This is a genomic window from Clostridium moniliforme (assembly GCF_017873235.1).
GTDB lineage: Bacteria > Bacillota > Clostridia > Clostridiales > Clostridiaceae > Clostridium > Clostridium moniliforme.
In genome coordinates, this window is record NZ_JAGGJZ010000010.1 from 1 (window position 1) to 23597 (window position 23597).

Below are 23597 nucleotides of genomic sequence, written 5' to 3' on the forward strand. Positions count from 1 at the left end.
CACAATTAGGTATGTTTATAGCAGTACCTCTTACTATAAGATATTTTCTACCAGTTTACAGTAGATTAGATATCGATACTGCTTATGAATACTTAGAAATTAGATATAAAGATAAAGGTCTTAGAATTCTTGGAGCTTTAATGTTTATAATTTATCAAATTGGACGTATGGCAATAATTATGTATTTACCATCAATGGTACTTGCAAATCTTACAGGAATAAATGTTTATTTACTTATTATCGCAATGGGAGTTATAGCAATAATTTACTCATATACAGGTGGATTAAAGTCAGTATTATGGACAGACTTTATTCAAGGATGCGTACTTATAGCAGGAATTATATTTTCATTAATATTCTTAGTTTCAACAATTAACGGTGGATTTGGCTCAATAATGAGTGAATTAACTGAAGGTGGAAAATTCTTAGCATCAACTGAACCAGTATTTGATGCAAATATATTTAAATCAAGTGTATTCTTATTAATTGTAGGTGGTGGTTTAAATACTTTCTCATCATATATATCAAGTCAAGATATAGTTCAAAGATTTACAACAACTACTGATATAAAACAATTAAAGAAAATGACATATGGAAACTTAGTACTATCATTATTCGTTGCTACTATATTCTATCTAATAGGAACAGCCTTATTTGTATTCTACAAACAAAACCCAGCATTATTACAAACTGCACAACAAGATCAAATATTTGCTTCATACATAGCTTATCAATTACCTGTTGGTATAACTGGTATAGTTTTAGCAGCTATTTATGCAGCAGCTCAATCAACACTTTCAACTGGATTAAATTCAGTTGCAACAAGTTGGACTTTAGATATTCAAAAATACATATCAAAAGATATGTCAATGGAAAAGCAAACAAAGCTTGCACAATATATTTCTTTAGGAGTTGGTATTGCATCAATTGGAATGGCAATTATATTAGCAAATGGTGGAGTTAAATCAGCTTATGAGTGGTTTAATGGATTTATGGGACTTGTACTTGGAGTTTTAGCTGGAATATTTGTACTTGGAATATTCTTTAAGAAAGCAACAAAAGCTGGAGCATATGCAGGGTTTATAGCATCAGCAATAGCTGTAATAGTATGCAAATATGGTGGATTTGATGTAAGTATATGGTCATATGCAATAATATCTATTGGAGTTTCAGTAATAGTTGGAATGTTAGTATCATTAATTACTCAATCACAAGTTGTAGATGAAAAGACACAAAATGAAGCTACAATTTATTATAATAAAAAAAATAATAAAGAAGACAATGATAAAAGAGAAGCTGCTTTATCATAATGTTAATTTTAAATAAAGTAACTTTATGGGAGGTAATAAAATGATATTTGGAAATTTAAAAGATTTAGAAAGTTATAATTATCTACATGAATTAGTAAAGAAGGCTTTAAGACATGCTTTAGAAAATAATGTAATTGAATATGAAGCAGGAAGTCATGAAATTGAAGGTGACAAGCTTTTCTTAAATAGGGTTAACTATACTACTAAGGATAAGAAAGATCGTTTTTGGGAAGGTCATAAAAAATATATAGATGTTCATGTAGTATTTGAAGGAAAAGAAAGAATAAATCTTAACTTTAAAGAAAATTTAAAATTTAAGGAATATGTTGAAAAGGATGATTTCCTTTCATTTGAAGGAGATGAAAATTCCTCAGTAGTTCTTGAAAAGGGAGATTTTCTAATATGTTATCCAGCTGATATTCATATGACTTGTTTAAAGGCAGATGAAAATTCAGATAATGTTAAAAAGGCTATTTACAAAGTAATATTATAAAAAAATCTTATTGTTAATTAAAAATACCCTATAACATAATAATTATGTTGTAGGGTATTATTGTCTAAATTTATTAAATATTTTAGATAAATATAAAAAGGTTATATAAATTATAAGTAGAATATATTCAATAAATTAACTTAGAAAGTAATAAAATGTATAATGAGAGAATTAATTAAATTATACAATAATATATAGAGGTGATTTTATATGAAACTATTTGCAGGTATAGATATTGGTGGAACTAATATTAAATATGGAGTTATAAGTGAAGATGGAAATATAATTAAATCTTCCGAAAGATCAACTGAAGCTCATAAAGGTGGAATGAGTATAATAGATAAAGTTAAAGAAATAATTAGTGAAATGAATAAGGAATATAAAATAGAAGGAATATGTGTATCTACAGCTGGTATGGTTTGTCCAAATGAAGGGAAAATAGTATATGCAGGACCAACTATCCCAAATTATACAGGAGTTGAAATAAAAAAGATTTTAGAAAAAGAATTTAATATAAAATGTGAAGTGGAAAATGATGTAAACTGTGCTGCCTTAGGTGAGTTATGGCTTGGAGCAGGAAAAGGAAAGAAATCAATGGCGTGTATGACAATTGGAACAGGAATAGGTGGAGCTATAATAGTTGATGGAAAAATAATACATGGATTTAGCAATTCAGCAGGGGAAATTGGCTATATGCTAGTTAATGGAGAGCAAATACAAAATATTGCATCAACTACTGCTTTAGTAAAAAATGTAGCTCATAGAAAAGGTATAGATGAAAATGATATAAATGGTAAAAAAATATTTAAAGGGTATGAAGATGGAGATTCTATATGTATAGATGAAATTGAAAAGTTAGCAGATATTTTAGCTCTTGGAATAAGCAATACAGTTTATTTATTTAATCCTGAAGTTTTTGTATTAGGTGGAGGAATTATGGCTAGAGAGGATATTTTAAGACCTTTAATTGATAAATCATTGAAGAAATATTTAATAGAATCAGTTTATAACAATACTAATATAGCTTTTGCAGAACTTAGAAATACAGCAGGAATGATGGGTGCTGTATATAATTATAAAGTAAAGGAATTAATGTAATTATCACCTAATAATGTTATACTAATTATGAAACAAATGAAAATATAATAAATTTATAAGAGGTGTATAATGGGAATATTAGAACAACTTAAGGAACCTAATTTTAAAGTTACAAAATCAGATAAAACTTTAATTAAATATATAGAAACTAATTTAGAGAGTGTTATATATAAGTCAATTTCAGAAATTGCTAGAGAGTCAAATATAGGAGAGGCAACTATTACAAGATTTACAAAAAAGGCTGGATTTAGTGGCTTCCAAGATTTTAAGGTTACTTTAGCAAAGGACTTGTCTATTCAGAATAAAACAAGTGTTATAAGTTCACATGTACACAAAGATGAAGGCGTAATGGAGACAGCTAATAAGCTATTGCAAGCTACAATTAATGTTTTAGATGGAACTGTATGCAAAATAGATAAAAATATAATAAATCAATGTAGAGAGTTAATACTTACAGCAAAAAAAATATATTTTATAGGAATAGGATATTCAGGAGTTGTAGCTATAGATAGTAATTATAAATTTATGAGAATAGGTTTAAATACTGTTCCTATAACAGACAGTCATACTATGGTTATTATGTCAGCTATAATGAATAGAGGAGATGTAATTGTTGCTATATCTCACTCAGGAACAACAAAAGAAATATTAAAGACAGTAGAACTTGCAAAAGAAAATAAAGTAAAGATTATATCATTAACAGAAGATACTGATAATCCATTAAGAAATTTATCTGATGCTGAGTTAACATATGTATCTTCAGAAACAATTCTTGAAACTGGTTCTTTTTCATCTAAAATACAACAAATATTTTTAATGGATTTAGTATATACAGAAGTTATTAAAGATATGTTTAATGAAGCAGTAGATAGAAAGTTAAGAACCACAAATGCAATTGAATATTATAATGAAGGAATTTAATTAATATATAAATAAATATTAGTTAAAAAATATATAATTAAGATATCTAAAAAAATTTTTAGGTATCTTATTTTAAATTATTGTAATAAAAGTTAAAATAAGTGATAAAATAATATGTAGGGAAAATATTAAATAATAATATATTAAAAAATACATTAAAATTTATATTTTTAAAAAATTCTGAAATATTTTACAAGTTGTCCAATAAAATAGAGATGTATTTTACAATACTTTTATAGTAACATTAACTCAAGGTTTAAAATTAATAAGGAAGTGATGTTTAAATGATGATGAACACTCACATGATGATTGCAGATTATATATTAAATAATTTAAGAGATGATAGATTATATTTAATAAATAGAAAAAGATTTATTTGGGGAAATATAAAGCCAGATTGTGCATCAAGGTATAAATTTAAAAAGCATTATTACGATGAAAGTATAGATATGATAGTTGATATGATAGAGAAGTTATCTTCACTATCAATAACTGAAATAAATAATGAAAGTAGTATAGGAAAGTTTAGTGGAGCCTTAGGGGTTGTATGCCACTTCTTAACAGACTATTATTGTCTACCTCATTTCCAAAGATGGGAGTTTAAAAGTGCAATGAAACCTCATATTATGTATGAAAGAGAACTTTCACGAATAGCTAAAAATTATAAAATTGATGTAATTAAAAATAGTAGGGTAAAGATAGATAATGTGAGATATTTTATAGACGAGACATTAAAATTATATGCAACAGAGGAGAGTTATATAAATGACTTAAACTTTGCATACTATGTTTGTAGTAATGTATTTAATATGATTATTGAGTCTGTAATTGAGAATGAGAGAAAAATTAATAACGAAAAAATATCTTCAATCAGTATTGATGAAGAAGATGAAAATAGAATCGCAATGTAATTAATGTAAAAAATAATATAAAAATTGATTAATAAAGAGTATAAAATATTTTTATTTTATACTCTTTTTCTTTTAATATATATTGACCTTTTTAATTTATAAGAATATAATGAACATATGAACAATCATTCATATGTATGGGGGTATTTTTATGGCAAAAGATTCAATATATAAATGTGGAATTAATATAATACATCAAGATAGAATTGATAATGCAAAAGATAGATTACCAAAGGAAGAAACTTTATATGATTTAGCAGAATTATTTAAAGTTTTTGGTGATACAACAAGAATAAAAATAATATGTGCTTTATATGAAAGTGAAATGTGTGTATGTGATATAGCAGCACTTTTAAATATGACTCAATCAGCAGTATCACATCAATTAAGAACTTTAAAAGCGGCAAGATTAGTTAAATTTAGACGTGAAGGAAAAGTTGTTTATTATTCTCTAGATGATGAACATATTATGAGAATATTTAATGAAGGACTAAATCACGTAAATGAATAAAAGGAGGTACTTTTTATGGAAAATAAAAAAATAAAACTTTCACTAAATGGATTGGACTGTGCAAATTGTGCAGCTAAGATTGAAAAAAGTGTTAGCGATTTCCAAGAAGTAAAAGAAGCAACCTTAAATTTTTCTTTTAAACTACTTATAATTAAATATGATGGAAATGTTGATGAAAAATATATTATTGATAAAGTTACTAAAGTAGTTAAAGATTTAGAACCAGATGTTACTGTAGAAAAATATGTATTAACATCATCTAATAATTATAGAAAAGTTGAAGATTCTCACTGTGGACATTGTAATGATGGATGTTGTACAAGTCATAATGAGCATCATCATGATCATAATAAAGGTAAGGAAATATTAAAAGAAGAAAAACCAAATTTTTTCAAAGAAAACTTCAGATTACTAATAGGAATAATTCTATTTATAATAGGTATGATATGTGATGAAAATCCAGTTATACTAATAGCTTCATATTTATTTGTAGGTTTTGAAGTTCTTCTAAGTTCAATTAGAAATATATTAAAGGGAAAAATATTTGATGAAAACTTCTTAATGAGTATAGCTACAATTGGAGCAATTGCAATTAAACAGTATCCAGAAGGGGTAGCAGTTATGCTATTCTATGAAATAGGGGAAATGTTTCAAAGCTATGCAGTAAATAGATCAAGAAATTCAATATCAGAACTTATGGATATTAAAGCAGAGTATGCTAATTTAGATAAAGATAATAAAATAATTAAAGTTTTACCAGAGGAAGTTAAGGTAGATGACATAATTATAATAAAGCCAGGTGAGAGAGTTCCTTTAGATGGAATCATAATAAATGGAAATACATCAGTAGATTCATCAGCCCTTACAGGAGAATCAATACCAGTAAGTAAAAATGAAGGTGATGAACTATTAGCTGGATGTATAAATAGTACAAATACAATAAAGGTTAGGGTAACAAAGGAATTTGAAGATTCCACAGTTGCAAGAATATTAGAACTTGTACAAAATTCAAGTAGCAAAAAAGCTTTAACAGAGAAGTTTATAACTAAGTTTGCAAAATATTATACACCAATTGTTGTATTTTCAGCACTAGCATTAGCTATAATTCCTCCTTTAGTAATTGAAAATGGAATTTGGAGTGAATGGATATATAGAGCATTAATATTCTTAGTAGTTTCTTGTCCTTGTGCTTTAGTAGTTTCAGTGCCACTAGGATTATTTGCAGGTATTGGTGGAGCTTCTAAAAGGGGAATATTAATTAAAGGAGGAAATTATTTAGAAATATTAAAAGATGTTGATACAGTTGTATTTGATAAAACAGGTACACTAACTAAAGGTGTATTTAAAGTTTCTAAAATAAATAATGTTGAAATTTCAAAAAGTGAGCTTTTAAAATATGCTGCAATATGTGAAAGTTATTCAAATCACCCTATAGCAAAGTCAATAATGCAAGAATATAAAAAATCTAATAATATAGATGATTTAGTTATTGATAGTCACAAAGAAGTATCAGGAAAAGGTGTTGTAGCTAAAGCATATAATAAAGTTATATTGGCAGGAAATAAAAAATTAATGGATGCAAACAATATTACTGTTCCAAGTTATGATGAGATAGGAACAATAGTATATATAGCAATAGATAATGAGTATAAAGGAAGCATAATAATATCAGATGAAATAAAAGAAGATTCAAAGGAAGATATTAAAGAATTAAAAAATATTGGTGTTAAAAATATTGTTATGCTAACTGGAGATAGTAAAAAGGTAGCAGAGTCAGTTGGAAAAGAAATAGGTATAGATAATATATATTCAGAACTTTTACCAAACAATAAGGTAGAAAAGGTTGAAGAACTTCTAGACAAAAAGAAAAGTGGAAAACTTGCCTTTGTTGGTGATGGAATAAATGATGCACCAGTACTTGCAAGAGCAGATGTTGGAGTTGCAATGGGTGGAATAGGATCAGATGCAGCCATAGAGGCAGCTGATGTTGTTTTAATGAAGGATGAAATTAATGCTTTAGTAGATGCTATAAAAATATCAAGAAGAACTAATAAAATATTATGGCAAAATATAATATTTTCATTAGGAATAAAGTTATTAGTTTTAATTCTTGCAACATTAGGAGATGCAAATATGTGGGAAGCAGTATTTGCAGATGTTGGAGTTACTTTAATAGCAGTTTTAAATTCAATGAGAGCCCTTAGATATAAAAGGTAGTTTATTATAATATTTAAATTATAAATTAATATCATTGAATTAAAAAAGGATTAAGAAGTTTCTTAATCCTTTTTAATATTTTTTAATAATCCTTCTTACAAAGATTTAATTTTACAAATATAAATGGAGCTATTGATGCAATCCACATAGTTAATGAGAAGTATTTTAAAATAGTAAAAGAAGTTCCCTTTAAATATTTTGAAAATAATAGATAAATTATTAAAGCTCCAGCTATTCCAATTGTACATTTTATTATTTGAGTTAATGTCTTTCCGTTTGGATTAAATTTTATGTATTTCTTCTCTAATTTTAAGGATATAACAAATCCAATAAAGGCTCCAAGTGCTTTGTTTAAATCATTACTTGGTAAAAATAATCCAAGAACTAAAAATATTATTAAGGAATAAATAATTAATGATGATGATTTATCAAAGGATTTATCAAATATTTTATTTGAAATAAAAACAGATAGTATACCAATAATTGTTCCAGCTATAACATCCTTTGGCCAATGAACACCTAAATAAAGTCTAGATAAAGGCACCATAATAAGCATAAATATTCCAATAATCCATACATATTTATTCCTAAATTCGTTCATCATAAAGGTAAAGGATGTTGCATTTCCTTGGGAGTGACCAGAAGGAAAGGAACTACCAGTTGCAGTTTTTATTTCATTACTTGTTATTCCAGTTTGTCCAATTGGTCTTGGTGAATTAAAGAATCCTTTTAATACATTATTTAATGAGAATGAAAATATAATTGCATATAAAAACTTATAACCTAACGGCTTATTAATGCACCAAAATAGTATTACAGAAAAGATTACTCCAATAGTTGCTCCACCCATATGAGTTATAATACTAAAAAAATAATCTAAAAATGGATTTGAAAAACTTTGTATAAATTTTATTACTTCCATTTGTTCAGTCCTTTCATTAAATTATATTTAGAAAATATTATATACTAATTACTTTATAGTATACAAGTAATTCCATTGACAAAGGACATAAAGCTAAGTATAATTTACTACGGTAAATATTTCAGGCAGAGCAAAGAAGGTAGCATACAGGAGAAATCCTGTTATAAAGTTAAAAAAACTTTATATCTTTAAGTAAAGTTTATATATAAGTAATAATCTTATATATAAGCTTTATTTTTTATATAAAGAATAGATTATTATATATATTTTATGATAATATAATAGTGATAAAGAAAAGATATTTTAAAACTTTAAAGTATGAATTTATAAAAATATATAATAATATTATAAAAATATTTATTAAGGAGAAAACAGTATGGAAAAAAAGAAAAATATTTCTATGGCTGTTATCAAAAGATTGCCTAAATATCACAGATATTTAAATGAATTATTAAGAAATGATGTTGATAGAATATCTTCTAAGGAACTAGGAGAAAAAATAGGCTTTACAGCCTCACAAATACGTCAAGACTTAAATTGTTTTGGAGATTTTGGGCAACAAGGATACGGCTATAATGTAAGAGAACTTGCAGGTCAAATAAGAAATATACTTGGATTAGAAAATGAGCATAATTCTATAATAATCGGTGCAGGTAATATAGGTCAAGCAATTGCAAACTATACAAGATTTGGCTCAATGGGATTTAACTTAAAGGCTATATTTGATGCTAATCCAAAGCTTTTAGGAATGAAAATAAGAGATGTTGAAATTCAAGATATTGATAATTTAAAAGCATTCTTAAAAGATAATAAAATAGATATTGGTGTAATCTGTGTACCAAGAATAAATGCACAAAAAGTTTGTGATACTTTAGTCGAAGGTGGAGTTAAGGGAATTTGGAATTTTGCACCAGTAGATCTTGTTGTTCCAAATGATGTAACAGTAGAAAACGTGCACCTTAGCGAGAGTTTACTTACATTAGTATATTTACTTCACGATAAAGAAAAAGATGGAGAATAAGGTAAGGAATAAAAAAAAATAATTAATGTAATAGATTTATATTGCAAAAAATTTAACAAAGTATTATAATCATAATTGAAGTTGAAAGACTTCAATTATTTTTTTATTATCATTTGTTATAATATTAACAAAGATAGAGATTTAATTTTATTTAAAAACTTAAAGATAAATTTATTCTTATAATACGAATGTTAGCTTAATTAAAATATAAATAGGTAGTTGCCAAAGGAGGGCTTTATTAATGGAATTAAAAAATGTGCTTCTTGAAAAGGAAGGAAATTTAGCTATTGTAACAATTAATAGACCAAAGGCATTAAATGCTTTAAATTCAGAAACTTTAAAAGAGCTTGACACAGTAATAACAAACTTAGAAGAAGATAATAATATAACTTGTGTTATTTTAACTGGAGCTGGAGAAAAATCTTTTGTTGCAGGTGCAGATATTTCAGAAATGAAAGATTTAAATGAAGAGCAAGGAAGAGAGTTTGGAATTTTAGGAAATAAAGTATTTAGAAGACTAGAAAAATTAGACAAGCCAGTTATTGCAGCAATTTCAGGATTTGCATTAGGTGGTGGATGTGAGCTTTCAATGGCATGTGATATTAGAATAGCTTCAGAAAAAGCTAAATTTGGTCAACCAGAAGCTGGGCTTGGAATAACTCCAGGATTTGGTGGAACTCAAAGACTAGCAAGAATAGTTGGACTAGGAAAAGCAAAAGAGCTTATTTATACATGTGAAATTATTAGAGCAGATGAAGCTTTAAGAATAGGATTAGTAAATAAAGTAGTTCCTCTAGAAAATTTAATGGAAGAAGCAAAAGCTATGGCAAATAAAATAATGGCTAATGCACCAATTGCAGTTAAGTTATGTAAAGATGCAATAGGAAGAGGAATGCAAGTTAATATAGATGAAGCAATAATGATAGAAGCAGAAGACTTTGGTAAATGTTTTAGTACAGAAGACCAAGTAGAAGGAATGACTGCTTTTATGGAGAGAAGAGATAAGAACTTCCAAAATAAATAATTTAAAAAATAATTATAAATTCACTGATAATAATTGTGTATTGATTAGGAGGGTAATTTAAATGAATTTCCAATTAACTAGAGAACAAGAATTAGTAAGACAAATGGTTAGAGAATTCGCTATAAATGAAGTAAAACCAATTGCAGCTGAAATTGATGAAACAGAAAGATTCCCAATGGAAAATGTACAAAAAATGGCTAAGCTTGGCATGATGGGAATACCTTTTAAAAAAGAATTTGGTGGAGCTAATGGAGATATACTTTCATATATATTAGCTGTTGAAGAATTATCAAAGGTTTGTGCAACAACAGGAGTTATACTTTCAGCACATACTTCACTTTGTGCTACATTAATAAATGAATTTGGTAAACCAGAACAAAAGGAAAAATATTTAGTACCTCTTGCAAAGGGAGAAAAAATTGGAGCTTTTGGTTTAACTGAGCCAGGAGCTGGTACAGATGCTTCAGGACAACAAACAACTGCTGTTTTAGAAGGAGATCATTATGTATTAAATGGATCAAAAATATTCATAACAAATGGTGGAGTTGCTGAAACTTTCATAATATTTGCTATGACAGATAAATCAAAGGGAACAAAAGGAATATCAGCTTTCATAGTTGAAAAAGGTTTTGAAGGTTTTTCAATTGGTAAGCTTGAAGAAAAGATGGGTATTAGAGCATCATCAACTACTGAGTTAATTATGGAAAATTGTATTGTTCCAAAGGAAAATTTAATTGGACAAGAAGGTAAAGGATTTGCAATTGCAATGAAAACTTTAGATGGTGGTAGAATTGGTATAGCAGCTCAAGCATTAGGAATTGCAGAAGGTGCATTAGAAGAAGCTGTTAATTACATGAAAGAAAGAAAGCAATTTGGAAGACCTCTTTCAGCATTCCAAGGATTACAATGGATGATTGCTGAAATGGATACAAAAGTTGAAGCAGCAAGATATTTAGTATATAAAGCTGCAAGCTTAAAACAAGCTGGACTTCCATATTCAGTTGATGCAGCAAGAGCTAAATTATTTGCAGCAGAAGTAGCAATGGAAGTTACAACTAAGGCAGTTCAATTATTTGGTGGATATGGCTACACTAAAGAATATCCAGTTGAAAGAATGATGAGAGATGCTAAGATAACAGAAATTTATGAAGGAACTTCAGAAGTTCAAAAAATGGTTATCGCAGGAAGTAAGTTAAGATAGGGGAGGCTTTTTAAAAATGAATATATTAGTTTGTTTAAAACAAGTTCCAGATACAACAGCAGTAAAGATAGATCCTAAAACAGGAACACTTATAAGAGATGGAGTTCCATCAATAATAAACCCAGAAGATAAGCATGCATTAGAAGCTGCCCTTCAAATAAAAGATAAATCAGGAGCAAAGGTTACTGTAATTAGTATGGGACCTCCTCAAGCTAAGGATGCTTTAAGAGAAGCTTTATGTATGGGAGCTGATGAGGCAGTACTTATAACTGATAGAGCATTTGCTGGAGCAGATACACTTGCAACTTCAAAAGCATTAGCTGGAGCAATTAAAAAGTTAGAGTACGATATAATATTTGCAGGAAGACAAGCGATTGATGGAGATACAGCTCAAGTTGGACCAGAAATTGCAGAACATTTAGGAATTCCTCAAGTAACTTATGTTCAAGATGTTAAGATAGAAGAAGATGGATTATTAGTAAATAGAGCATTAGAAGATGGATATGAATTAATAAAAGTTCAATCACCATGTCTTTTAACAGCAATAGAAGAATTAAATCATCCAAGATATATGAATGTTGGATTAATATTCGATACAGTTGATAAAGAAATAACTATATGGTCAGCAGATGATATAGATGTAGATAAGGCAGAATTAGGACTAAAAGGTTCACCTACAAAAGTTAAAAAGTCAATGACTAAGGAAGTTAAGGGAGCGGGAGAACTTATAAAAGAAGGTCCAAAGGACGCAGTTAAATATGTTATCGGAAAATTAAAAGAAAAACACTACATCTAAAATTGGGAGGTAATTTTAAAATGAATATAAAAGATTACAATGGCGTATGGGTATTTGCTGAACAAAGAGAAGGCGAATTACAAAAGGTATCATTAGAATTATTAGGCGAAGGTAGAAAAATTGCAGATAAATTAGGAGTTAAGCTTACAGCTTTATTATTAGGTAATAATATAAAAGGTTTAGCTAATACATTAGGAGAAAATGGTGCTGACGAAGTTATAGTTGCAGATAACAAAGAATTAGAACATTATACAACAGATGGATATACAAAAGTTATATGTGATTTAGCAACAGAAAGAAAGCCAGGAATATTATTTATAGGAGCTACTTTTATAGGAAGAGATTTAGGACCAAGAGTTGCAGCTAGATTATCAACTGGATTAACAGCTGACTGTACTCAATTAGATGTTGTAGTTGAAAATGGAGATCTTTTAGCTACAAGACCAGCATTTGGTGGAAACTTAATGGCAACAATAGCATGTCCAGATCATAGACCACAAATGGCAACAGTAAGACCTGGAGTTTTCTCAAAGGTAGAAGAAAAAAATGATAACTTCAAAGTAGAAGAAGTTGAAGTTAAACTTTCAAGTGAAGACATAAGAACAAAAGTAGTTGAAATAGTAAAAGAAACTAGAGAAGTTGAAGATATAAGTGAAGCAAACTTCATTATCTCTGGTGGTAGAGGAATGGGAAGTAAGGAAAATTTCCAAAAACTTTATGAATTAGCAGAAGTTTTAGAAGGATCAGTTGCAGGTTCAAGAGCAGCAGTTGATAAGGGATGGATAGAAAGAGATTATCAAGTTGGTCAAACAGGAAAGACAGTAAGACCTAACATATATATAGCATGTGGTATTTCAGGAGCAATCCAACACGCAGCTGGTATGCAAGATTCAGATATGATTATTGCTGTAAACAAAGATGATAGTGCTCCAATAATGAAGATGGCTGACTATGCAATAGTTGGTGATATAAACAAAGTATTACCAGAATTAATAGCACAATTTAGAGAAGTAAAAGAAGGAAAATAAAGCTTTCAACTTAAAAATTAGGAGGGTGTTAATTATGAAAAAGATATTTGTTTTAGGTGCAGGTACTATGGGAGCTGGAATAGCTCAAACATTTGCACAAAAGGGATACGAAGTAATTGTTAGAGATATTAAAGATGAGTTTGTTGAAAGAGGATTAGCAGGAATTAATAAGAGCCTTTCAAGATTAGTTACTAAAGGAAAAATGACAGAAGAAGTTAAAGAAGAAATACTAGGAAGACTTTCAGGAACAACTGATATGGCTTTAGCAGCTGATTGTGATTTAGTAGTAGAAGCTGCTGTAGAAAATATGAAAATTAAAAAAGAAATATTTGTTGAATTAGATGAAATTTGTAAGCCAGAAACAATTTTAGCTTCAAATACATCATCACTATCAATTACTGAAGTTGCATCAGCAACAAAGAGACCAGATAAGGTTATAGGAATGCATTTCTTTAACCCAGCTCCAGTAATGAAATTAGTTGAAATTATTAGAGGAATAGCTACAAGTCAAGAAACTTTTGATGCTGTAAAAGCATTATCAGTAGAAATTGGAAAAGAACCTGTAGAAGTTGCAGAAGCTCCAGGATTTGTAGTAAATAGAATATTAATTCCAATGATAAATGAAGCAAGTTTTATACTTCAAGAAGGAATTGCTTCTGCAGAAGATATAGATACAGCTATGAAATATGGTGCTAATCACCCAATGGGACCTTTAGCATTAGGAGATTTAATAGGATTAGATGTTTGTTTAGCTATTATGGATGTTTTATACAATGAAACAGGAGATAACAAGTACAGAGCATCAAATATTTTAAGAAAATATGTAAGAGCTGGATGGCTTGGAAGAAAGACTGGAAGAGGATTCTTTGATTATAGCAAATAATTAATATAATTAATTATAAATAATACTTATAAAAAAACTACACCGTAAATAATAAAAAAGCACTATTAATTAGTGCTTTTTTATTATACAAATATTTTATTTGTGATATAATTGATAAAGATAATTAAAGGATAATAATTAGTAAAGAATGTTTTTTATGCACATAATTTATATAAAAAATTAAATAATTGTGGATAAATAAGTTGATATATGTTTATACAATTATAATTAGTATAAAAATAATTTAATTAAATAATTGTAGGTAAATAGGTGAATATATTATTATATAAAATATTAGAAAAGGTGATTAAAATGGATTTTGAAAATGTATTATATGAAGATAATAAAGTTGTTTTAGAAAAAGTTAGGAACTTTAACATAAAACAAATATTAGAGTGTGGTCAATGTTTTAGATGGGAAAAAATAAATGATGAAGATTACATAATAATTGCTTATGGAAGAGTAATAGAAGTTATTCAAAATGGAGATAAAGTTACTATTTTAAATTCTAATGAAGAAGATTTTAAAAATATTTGGTTATCTTATTTTGATTTAGAAAGGGATTATGGAAAGATTAAGGAAGAACTTTCTAAGGATGAAATATTAAAAAAATCTGTTGATTATGGATATGGAATAAGACTTTTAAATCAAGAACCTTTTGAACTTTTAATAAGTTTTATTATTTCTGCAAGAAATAGTATTCCTTCAATAAAGAAAACAATTAAAAAGATTAGTGAAAGATGGGGAAAGGAAATAGATTATAAAGGTGAAAAATTTTATACATTCCCAACTCCTGAAATGCTAAAAGATGCAACAGAAGATGAAATAAAGGAAACAGGAGCTTCATTTAGAAGTAAGTATATAGTTGATACTGTAGCTAGGGTAAATGAGGATTTAGACAATGAAGAAGGGCTTTATAACCTTGATAGAATATCTTCATTAACAGATGATGAGTGTCATAGTGCTCTGCAAGAGTTTAAGGGGGTTGGAGCTAAAGTTTCTGATTGCATAATGCTTTTCTCAATGAGTAAATATTCAGCTTTCCCTGTAGATGTTTGGGTTAAAAGAGCAATGATGCATTTTTATAATGCAGAGGAAGGTTCTCTTAATAAAATAAGAATATTTGCTAGAGATCAGTTCAAAGATTTATCTGGATTTGCACAACAGTACCTTTTCTATTATGCAAGAGAAAACAATATAAAAATAGATTAATAAATAAAAGGACTATATTAATAGGATATAGTCCTTTATTAACGTCTTTTTTTTGATTTTTTTATTGGAATAATAGCATCTCCAGGCATGTCCTTTATGAAATTTAGATACTTTTTTATACTTTTATCGTTTTTTAATCTTTCTATTGAAAATAATCTTGCGGCAAGTTCTTTATTTGAATATAGAGCATGAATTTGGTTATGGCACATTTTACATAACATAGTAGTTGGATAATATTTGCCGCCTTTTTCTTTAGGTATAAGATGATGTTCTGTTATTTCAGGAACTATTCTTTTGCATAGTTTACAAGTATACTTAAGTGTCATATCATAAATTACCTCTTTTAAGAAATTTACAAGAATATTATATCAATATATTTATTTTAAATCAAAAGAATAAAATACCTATAAGTTTTATAAAATTTATAATGAAGTAATTACATTTAGAAAGAAAATAAGAAAGTAGGTATAAATTAAAGAAAATAAGAGTAATATAGAACTATGTTGCTATAATTTAATATAATTAGGCTATTCTAAGATAAAATATTTTAATAAGTATTTGAATTTATTGGATAGAAAAGATATTATTATATTATAATTAGCACTCATTAGTATAGAGTGCTAACAAATGAAGTTTAATATTGATTGAATTTTAAAGGAGGGGTTTTAAAATGACTATTAAACCATTAGGAGACAGAGTTGTTATAAAAAGATTAGAAGCGGAAGAAAAAACAAAAAGCGGAATAGTTTTAACAGGATCTGCTAAAGAAAAGCCACAAGAGGCTGAAATAATTTCAGTTGGACCTGGAGCTATTGTAGATGGAAAAAGAGTAGAGATGGAAGTAAAGGTTGGAGATAAGGTTCTTTACTCAAAATATGCAGGAACAGAAGTAAAATTAGATGGAGAAGAATATATAATATTAAAGCAAGAAGATATTCTTGCAATAGTTGAATAGGAGGTTTTTTATTATGGCTAAAATGATTAAATTTGGTGAAGAATCAAGAAGAGCAATGCAAATAGGTGTTGATAAATTAGCAGATACAGTAAAGGTTACACTTGGACCTAAAGGAAGAAATGTAGTTTTAGATAAAAAATTTGGTGCACCTCTTATAACTAATGATGGTGTTTCAATAGCAAGAGAAATAGAACTTGAAGATCCATATGAAAATATGGGAGCTCAACTTGTTAAAGAAGTTGCTACAAAAACAAATGATGTTGCAGGGGATGGAACTACAACAGCAACACTTTTAGCACAAGCTATTATTAGAGAAGGATTAAAAAATGTAACAGCTGGAGCTAATCCAATGTTAATTAGACAAGGTATAAATATGGCAGTTGAAAAGGCTGTTACAGAAATAAAAGGAATATCAAAACCTGTAAATGGTAAAGAGGATATAGCAAGAGTTGCAGCAATATCAGCAGCTGATGAAACAATTGGTAAGCTTATTGCAGATGCTATGGAAAAGGTAGGTAACGAAGGCGTTATAACTGTTGAGGAATCAAAATCAATGGGAACAGAACTTAACGTAGTTGAAGGAATGCAATTTGATAGAGGTTATGTTTCAGCTTACATGGTAACAGATACAGAAAAAATGGAAGCTAATCTTGAAAATCCATATGTATTAATTACAGATAAAAAGATTACTAACATACAAGATATACTTCCTATATTAGAAGAAATAGTTAAAAATGGTAGAAAACTTTTAATTATAGCTGATGATATTGAAGGAGAAGCAATGGCAACATTAGTTGTAAATAAATTAAGAGGAACATTTACTTGTGTTGCAGTTAAGGCACCAGGCTTTGGAGATAGAAGAAAAGAAATGTTACAAGATATAGCAATCCTTACAGGTGGAGAAGTTATCTCAGAAGAACTTGGAAGAGATTTAAAAGAAGTTACATTAGACATGCTAGGAGAAGCTGAAAGTATAAAAGTAACTAAAGAAAATACTACAATAGTAAATGGTAGAGGAAATTCAGAAGAAATTAAAGAAAGAGTTAATCAAATAAAAGTTCAACTTGAAGAAACATCATCAGAATTTGATAAAGAAAAATTACAAGAAAGACTTGCTAAGTTAGCTGGAGGAGTTGCAGTAATTAAAGTTGGTGCAGCAACAGAAACAGAACTTAAAGAAAGAAAGCTTAGAATAGAAGATGCTCTAGCTGCAACAAAAGCTGCAGTTGAAGAAGGTATAGTACCAGGTGGTGGAACTGCTTATGTTAATGTATTAAATAAAGTAGCAGAATTAACATCAGATGTATATGATACAAAGGTTGGTATTGATATAATAGTTAGAGCACTTGAAGAGCCAATGAGACAAATATCTACAAATGCAGGTGTTGAAGGTTCTGTAATAATAGAAAAAGTAAGACATAGTGAAGCTGGAATTGGATATGATGCATTAAGAGGAGATTATAAGAATATGATAAAAGCTGGTATAGTAGACCCAACAAAGGTTACAAGATCAGCACTTCAAAATGCAGCATCAGTAGCTTCAACATTCTTAACAACAGAAGCTGCAGTTGTAGACATTCCACAAAAAGAAGAGGCAATGCCAACACCAGGTGGAATGGGTATGGATGGAATGTACTAAAATATAATATTTTTATAAAAGAAGCCAAAGTTATTGGCTTCTTTTTTTATGTGAAGTGATATAAATAAAAATATATTGGCAATAATCATAGGAGTAAATATAAAAAATAATAAAATTTTATAATAAAGGGGATAGAAAATGAATCAAATAATAAAATTTAAAAAGAAGAAAAAAGGATTTACTCTTATAGAATTAGTTGCAGTAGTTGCAATTATGGGAATACTTGCAACTATATTTGTTCCAAAAATAACTGGTTATATGAATGAAGCAAAAAAGACTAGAGTAATGGATCAGGCTAGAAAAGTTGTAATGGCAGTTGACACATATGAAATGAAACAAAATAAAGCTTTTTCAGGTAGTAAAGTTAGTGATGTTATAAGTAATAATATAACTAAAGAGTATTTAGGAGGCTCAGGTATAACATTAGAAAATACATTGCCTAATCTTAAGGCTGATACGAATATATCTGATTGTAGAGATATAATTGAAAGCAATAAATATTTTAAATTAGATGAAAATGATAAATTTGAATCTTTTATTGCTGAAAATCCTTAAAAATTTAAAAGTTTAAAGTGCAATAACTTTTATAAAACTAATAATAGTATATCCATATTTGATTTTTTATAAATAATATTATATACATTTTCAAGAAAACAGTTACAAATGTTAGATTTGTATTTCTGGTGATAAATGCAATAAATCATTCAAAAAAATTATTGACTTTAATTAATATGTAATTTATAATTAGTTTAATTTAAAAAGCGAAATGCACATTTAAAACTCGTATATCCCCTGAATATGGCAGGGAGTATCTACCGGGAACCTTAAATTTCCGACTATGAGTGGATTTAATATACCATTAAGGCTGCTCGTATTGTAGCATTTATTATGGCATATTAACTTCACTTAGGAAGTTAATGTGCTTTTTTTGTACAAAAAAACAGTGATGAAATGCAATAAAACTTGCAAAAGAGTTTTAAATGTGAAAGTATTAATGTAAAATTAGGAGGATGTAAAATGGCTAGAATTTTAAAACAAGCATATACTTTTGATGATGTATTATTAGTTCCAAATAAATCTGAAGTGTTGCCAAATCAAGTATCTTTAAAGACAAATGTAACAAAGAAAATACAATTAAATATACCTTTAATAAGTGCTAGTATGGATACTGTAACTGAATCTAAAATGGCAATTGCTATGGCGAGAGAAGGCGGACTTGGAATAATTCACAAAAACATGAGCATAGAAGCACAAGCAAAAGAAGTTGATAAAGTAAAAAGACAAGAAAATGGAGTAATTACAGATCCAATATTTTTATCACCAGATAACACTTTAGCTGATGCAGAAGAATTAATGGGTCAATATAGAATATCAGGTGTACCAATAACAGTTAACGGAAAACTAGTTGGAATACTAACAAACAGAGATATAACATTTGAAGAAGATTTATCTAGAAAGATATCAGAAGTAATGACAAGTGAAAATTTAATTACTGCACCAGAAGGAACAACAATGGATGAAGCTAAAGAGCTTTTAAAAACACATAAGATAGAAAAGCTTCCTTTAGTAGATAAAGACGGAATATTAAAAGGTCTTATAACAATTAAAGATATCGAAAAAGCAAAAATATTCCCAAATGCAGCTAAAGATAGTAAAGGTAGATTATTATGTGGAGCAGCTGTTGGAGTAACTAAAGATATGATGGAAAGAGTTGATGCTTTAGTTAAGGCTAAGGTTGATATTATAACAATAGATACAGCACATGGACACTCAAAAGGTGTATTAGATGCAGTTAAAAAAGTTAAAGAAAAATATCCAGAACTTCAAATAATAGCAGGAAATGTTGCAACAGCAGAGGCAACAGAAGATTTAATAAAAGCTGGAGCTGATTGTGTTAAGGTTGGTATAGGACCTGGATCTATATGTACAACAAGAGTTGTTGCAGGAGTAGGAGTACCACAACTTACAGCAGTTATGGATTGTGTTGAAGTTGGGAAAAAATATGGAATTCCTGTAATTGCAGATGGAGGAATTAAATATTCAGGAGATGTTGTTAAGGCATTAGCAGCTGGTGCATGTGCTGCAATGATGGGTTCATTATTTGCAGGATGTGAAGAAGCTCCAGGAGAAGTTGAAATATTCCAAGGAAGAAGCTATAAGGTTTATAGAGGAATGGGATCTTTAGGAGCTATGGCATGCGGATCAAAGGATAGATATTTCCAAGATGGAAACAAAAAGTTAGTTCCAGAAGGTATTGAAGGAAGAATAGCTTATAAAGGATCAGTTTCAGATACAATATTCCAAATGCTTGGTGGAATTAGAGCTGGAATGGGATATTTAGGTTCAAAGGATTTAGATACTTTATATAAAACTTCAACATTTGTTGTTCAAACATCAGCAGGACTTAGAGAAAGTCATCCTCATGATATAAATATGACAAAGGAAGCACCTAACTATAGTATAATGAAGTAATGTTTATATTTAGGTATTAAATCTATATTATATAAGCAAAATATATATAAAGAATTTATAAAAATGAGGGTATTTTCAAAAATACGAAAATAATTTAATTAATAATAAAAAATATTCGTATAAAAGGATAAATATTTCTCTAAATATGATATAATTAATAATAAACTGTAAAAACAGTGATGATTTAAATTTATTTATCTAGGAGGAGCTAATGAAAAAAGATTTAGTTTTAGTTGTTGACTTTGGTGGACAATATAATCAACTTATAGCAAGAAGAGTAAGAGAATGTGGTGTTTATTGTGAGATAATACCTTATAGTTATACAATCGAAAAAATAAAAGAAAAAAATCCTAAGGGAATAATATTTACAGGTGGACCAAACAGTGTATATGGTGAAGGTGCACCAAGAGTTTCAGAAGAAATATTCAATCTAGGAGTTCCAGTACTTGGAATATGTTATGGAGATCAGCTTATGGCTCATACTTTAGGAGGAAAGGTTGATACAGCTCCAGTTAGAGAGTATGGAAAAACAGAAATAAATTTAGATAATACATCAAGACTATTTAAAGGTATTAATGAAAAAGATATTTGTTGGATGAGTCATACAGATTATATAAGTGAAGCACCAAAAGGATTTAAAATAATTGGTCACACAGAAGTATGTCCAATTGCTGCAATGGAAAATGAAGAAAGAAATCTTTATGGAGTTCAATTTCATCCAGAAGTAGAACATACTCCATTTGGACAAAAAATGCTTAAAAATTTCTTACATGAAATTTGTGGCTTAGAAAGCCTATGGACAATGGCTTCATTTGCAGAAGATAAAATAAAAGAAATTAAAGAGTTAGTTGGAGATAAAAAAGTTTTATGCGCATTATCAGGTGGTGTTGATTCATCAGTTGCAGCTATGCTTGTACATAAGGCTATAGGACATAACTTAACTTGTATCTTTGTAGATCATGGTTTACTTAGAAAAGATGAAGGAGATACTGTTGAGAGAGTATTTAAGAAAGAATTTGATATGAACATCATAAGAGTTAATGCTCAAGATAGATTCTTAGGAAAACTTAAAGGAGTTTCAGATCCAGAGACTAAGAGAAAGATTATTGGTGAAGAATTTATAAGAGTATTTGAAGAAGAAGCTAAAAAAGTTGGATCTATTGATTACTTAGTTCAAGGAACAATATATCCAGATATAGTTGAAAGTGGAACTGATACATCAGCTGTAATTAAATCTCACCACAATGTTGGTGGACTTCCAGAAGATATGGAATTTGAATTAATTGAACCTTTAAGAGAATTATTTAAAGATGAAGTTAGAGCAGTTGGAGAAGAACTTGGAATTCCTCATAAGTTAGTATGGAGACAACCATTCCCAGGTCCAGGACTTGCAATTAGAGTTCTTGGAGAAATAACTGAAGAAAAACTTGAAATAGTTAGAGAAGCAGATGCAATTTTTAGAGAAGAAATAGCTAATGCTAACCTTGATGAAACTATATGGCAATACTTTGCTTGCCTTCCAAACATAAGATCAGTTGGAGTTATGGGTGATGAAAGAACTTACTGTCATACAGTAGCACTTAGAGCTGTTACTTCAAGTGATGCAATGACTTCAGAGTGGGCAAGAATACCATATGACTTATTAGATTTAGTATCAAGAAGAATTGTAAATGAAGTTAAAGGAGTAAACAGAATTGTTTATGATATAACTTCAAAACCACCAGCAACTATTGAGTGGGAATAAAATATATAAGTAATTAGAAATGATAAAGCCTATTTTACATTGTTTATTTTAATTAATAATTTGTAAAATAGGCTTATTTTTATATAGTTCACCACCAATTCTCACCACCAAAAATATATTTATTTAATTTGTTTATAGAGGAGTATTAAATACTCCTTATTTTTGACATAGGTTGATTGCTTTGATAATATAAAATTTATATAGTTAATATATTTGAAGGTAGGTGTAATTATGGATTTGCAAGTAAGAATTTCTATTGAAACTGCTGAAATGTTTGAAGAATTAAAAAATTATTATGAAAAAACAATGGGAATAAGTTTTTCAAAAAGTGATGTACTTATACAAGCATTTTCTTATGCAATTAATAAATGGAATCAGATAGATTGGAGATTTGTTAATGAAAAAAAAATTAATATAAAAAATTATGATATATCTCAATCTTCTTTACGTCCAAAACTTCAAGTAACTTTTGATATTCAAGAAAAGTTATTAGAACTTAAAGAGATATTACCTAAAGAATTAAAACTTCGTAGTGTTACTTTAGGAGTGTGCATTAAACATATTTTGAAATTTGCATTAATCGATATACAACAAAATGATAGAGAAATTGAAATTAGTGATATTATTGAAAAAGTTAAAAATAAATATTTAACTGATATATCTAGTGAAGAAATAAAATTAATTATTGATAAATTTACAAAAGATATTTTAGTTGAATTGGAAAATTATGAAATTACAATTAAATAGTTAATTATTAAATACTCGATAAAATATATCGAGTATTTTTATTTTTATTCAAATGTATTTAAATGCTTTTAAACGCTTGACATTATTTTAAAATAAGTATAATATGACATTGAGGAGTATAAAAGGAGTACAAAAAAAGGAGTAAAAATAAAGGAGGAAAATTATGATTAAAGAAAAAGTTTTAGAGGTTATTAGACATTTACAGTTAACAATACCTAATAAAAAAGATGTGGCTAATTGTTATGATAAAGTTAGTCAAGTTCAGAAACAAGATTTTTTGGATGCAGTAAAGTGTTATGAAGGAAGAGTTTATCCTTCTTTTGAAAAAATTCTTTATGATAAATATGTTTACGCTTTAAATGCTAAATTTAATGGGATGACTATGTTTGACTATCTTATGATACATGGAAATTTTAAAGTTAAGAGAGCTACTTCTTTTAAAATTTAATAAAATTAAGAACGATGATGTAGAAAAAATAACTTAAAATTCAT

At 28.2% G+C, this 23597-nt stretch carries 23 protein-coding genes and 1 riboswitch; of the genes, 21 read left to right on the forward strand and 2 right to left on the reverse strand.

Annotated elements, in window-relative coordinates:
* From J2Z53_RS11325 to J2Z53_RS11355, 7 genes are all read left to right on the forward strand, one after another.
* The coding region (locus J2Z53_RS11325) for a sodium:solute symporter (protein ID WP_209797607.1) at positions 1-1310 on the forward strand (1310 nt) is incomplete at its 5' end.
* A 40-nt stretch (positions 1311-1350) separates the two neighbouring features.
* On the forward strand, positions 1351-1803 hold the full coding sequence (locus J2Z53_RS11330) for a YhcH/YjgK/YiaL family protein (protein WP_209797608.1): 453 nt from the start codon (positions 1351-1353) through the stop codon (positions 1801-1803).
* A 210-nt stretch (positions 1804-2013) separates the two neighbouring features.
* Positions 2014-2901 carry an ROK family protein gene (locus tag J2Z53_RS11335; RefSeq protein WP_209797609.1) on the forward strand — a complete coding sequence of 296 codons (888 nt, stop codon included), beginning with the start codon at positions 2014-2016 and terminating at the stop codon, positions 2899-2901.
* A gap of 69 nt (positions 2902-2970) precedes the next feature.
* Positions 2971-3822, forward strand: a complete 852-nt coding sequence (locus J2Z53_RS11340; RefSeq protein ID WP_209797610.1) for a MurR/RpiR family transcriptional regulator — start codon at positions 2971-2973, stop codon at positions 3820-3822.
* 284 nt (positions 3823-4106) lie between these two features.
* Positions 4107-4733: a zinc dependent phospholipase C family protein gene (locus J2Z53_RS11345; protein WP_234925853.1), complete on the forward strand. Its 627-nt coding sequence runs from the start codon at positions 4107-4109 to the stop codon at positions 4731-4733.
* A gap of 151 nt (positions 4734-4884) precedes the next feature.
* Positions 4885-5244 (forward strand): ArsR/SmtB family transcription factor, encoded by a 360-nt coding sequence (locus tag J2Z53_RS11350; RefSeq protein ID WP_209797611.1) that lies wholly within the window; start codon positions 4885-4887, stop codon positions 5242-5244.
* 15 nt (positions 5245-5259) lie between these two features.
* Positions 5260-7461, forward strand: coding sequence for a heavy metal translocating P-type ATPase (locus tag J2Z53_RS11355; protein WP_209797612.1), 2202 nt, complete (start codon positions 5260-5262; stop codon positions 7459-7461).
* A gap of 82 nt (positions 7462-7543) precedes the next feature.
* On the opposite strand, the gene J2Z53_RS11360 is transcribed toward J2Z53_RS11355, so the two are convergent.
* Positions 7544-8383: a phosphatase PAP2 family protein gene (locus tag J2Z53_RS11360; RefSeq protein WP_209797613.1), complete on the reverse strand. Its 840-nt coding sequence runs from the start codon at positions 8381-8383 to the stop codon at positions 7544-7546.
* A gap of 376 nt (positions 8384-8759) precedes the next feature.
* Between J2Z53_RS11360 and J2Z53_RS11365 the strand changes: the two genes are divergently transcribed.
* From J2Z53_RS11365 to J2Z53_RS11395, 7 genes are all read left to right on the forward strand, one after another.
* Positions 8760-9404 (forward strand): redox-sensing transcriptional repressor Rex, encoded by a 645-nt coding sequence (locus J2Z53_RS11365; RefSeq protein ID WP_209797614.1) that lies wholly within the window; start codon positions 8760-8762, stop codon positions 9402-9404.
* Positions 9405-9645: 241 nt separating this feature from the next.
* Positions 9646-10428 carry a short-chain-enoyl-CoA hydratase gene (locus J2Z53_RS11370; RefSeq protein WP_209797615.1) on the forward strand — a complete coding sequence of 261 codons (783 nt, stop codon included), beginning with the start codon at positions 9646-9648 and terminating at the stop codon, positions 10426-10428.
* 61 nt (positions 10429-10489) lie between these two features.
* Positions 10490-11629 (forward strand): acyl-CoA dehydrogenase, encoded by a 1140-nt coding sequence (locus J2Z53_RS11375; RefSeq protein WP_209797616.1) that lies wholly within the window; start codon positions 10490-10492, stop codon positions 11627-11629.
* 16 nt (positions 11630-11645) lie between these two features.
* Complete coding sequence (locus tag J2Z53_RS11380) at positions 11646-12425, forward strand: electron transfer flavoprotein subunit beta/FixA family protein (protein WP_209797617.1); 780 nt, start codon at positions 11646-11648, stop codon at positions 12423-12425.
* Positions 12426-12445: 20 nt separating this feature from the next.
* Entirely contained in the window at positions 12446-13453 is a 1008-nt protein-coding gene (locus J2Z53_RS11385; protein WP_209797618.1) for an electron transfer flavoprotein subunit alpha/FixB family protein, read from the forward strand.
* Between the two features lie 34 nt (positions 13454-13487).
* Entirely contained in the window at positions 13488-14336 is an 849-nt protein-coding gene (locus J2Z53_RS11390) for a 3-hydroxybutyryl-CoA dehydrogenase (RefSeq protein WP_209797619.1), read from the forward strand.
* Positions 14337-14648: 312 nt separating this feature from the next.
* Positions 14649-15548 (forward strand): DNA-3-methyladenine glycosylase family protein, encoded by a 900-nt coding sequence (locus J2Z53_RS11395; RefSeq protein ID WP_209797620.1) that lies wholly within the window; start codon positions 14649-14651, stop codon positions 15546-15548.
* A gap of 38 nt (positions 15549-15586) precedes the next feature.
* Here J2Z53_RS11395 and J2Z53_RS11400 read toward each other — a convergent pair whose 3' ends face one another.
* Positions 15587-15874, reverse strand: a complete 288-nt coding sequence (locus J2Z53_RS11400; RefSeq protein WP_209797621.1) for an HNH endonuclease — start codon at positions 15872-15874, stop codon at positions 15587-15589.
* 344 nt (positions 15875-16218) lie between these two features.
* On the opposite strand from J2Z53_RS11400, the gene groES reads away from it, so the two are divergent.
* The 7 genes from groES to J2Z53_RS11435 all read left to right on the forward strand — a co-directional run bounded on the left by groES (position 16219) and on the right by J2Z53_RS11435 (position 23553).
* Positions 16219-16503 (forward strand): co-chaperone GroES, encoded by a 285-nt coding sequence (groES, locus tag J2Z53_RS11405; protein WP_209797622.1) that lies wholly within the window; start codon positions 16219-16221, stop codon positions 16501-16503.
* 13 nt (positions 16504-16516) lie between these two features.
* Positions 16517-18142, forward strand: a complete 1626-nt coding sequence (groL, locus tag J2Z53_RS11410; RefSeq protein WP_209797623.1) for a chaperonin GroEL — start codon at positions 16517-16519, stop codon at positions 18140-18142.
* A gap of 138 nt (positions 18143-18280) precedes the next feature.
* Positions 18281-18697 carry a type II secretion system protein gene (locus J2Z53_RS11415; protein WP_209797624.1) on the forward strand — a complete coding sequence of 139 codons (417 nt, stop codon included), beginning with the start codon at positions 18281-18283 and terminating at the stop codon, positions 18695-18697.
* Positions 18698-18903: 206 nt separating this feature from the next.
* Positions 18904-19001: riboswitch (purine riboswitch) on the forward strand.
* A 158-nt stretch (positions 19002-19159) separates the two neighbouring features.
* A complete protein-coding gene (gene guaB, locus J2Z53_RS11420) occupies positions 19160-20614 on the forward strand; it encodes an IMP dehydrogenase (protein ID WP_209797625.1) in 1455 nt (484 codons plus the stop codon).
* Between the two features lie 211 nt (positions 20615-20825).
* Positions 20826-22358, forward strand: coding sequence for a glutamine-hydrolyzing GMP synthase (gene guaA / locus J2Z53_RS11425; RefSeq protein ID WP_209797626.1), 1533 nt, complete (start codon positions 20826-20828; stop codon positions 22356-22358).
* A 231-nt stretch (positions 22359-22589) separates the two neighbouring features.
* Positions 22590-23105 (forward strand): hypothetical protein, encoded by a 516-nt coding sequence (locus tag J2Z53_RS11430; protein WP_209797627.1) that lies wholly within the window; start codon positions 22590-22592, stop codon positions 23103-23105.
* Between the two features lie 163 nt (positions 23106-23268).
* Complete coding sequence (locus J2Z53_RS11435; RefSeq protein ID WP_061415978.1) at positions 23269-23553, forward strand: hypothetical protein; 285 nt, start codon at positions 23269-23271, stop codon at positions 23551-23553.
* The last annotated feature ends 44 nt before the right edge of the window (positions 23554-23597 follow it).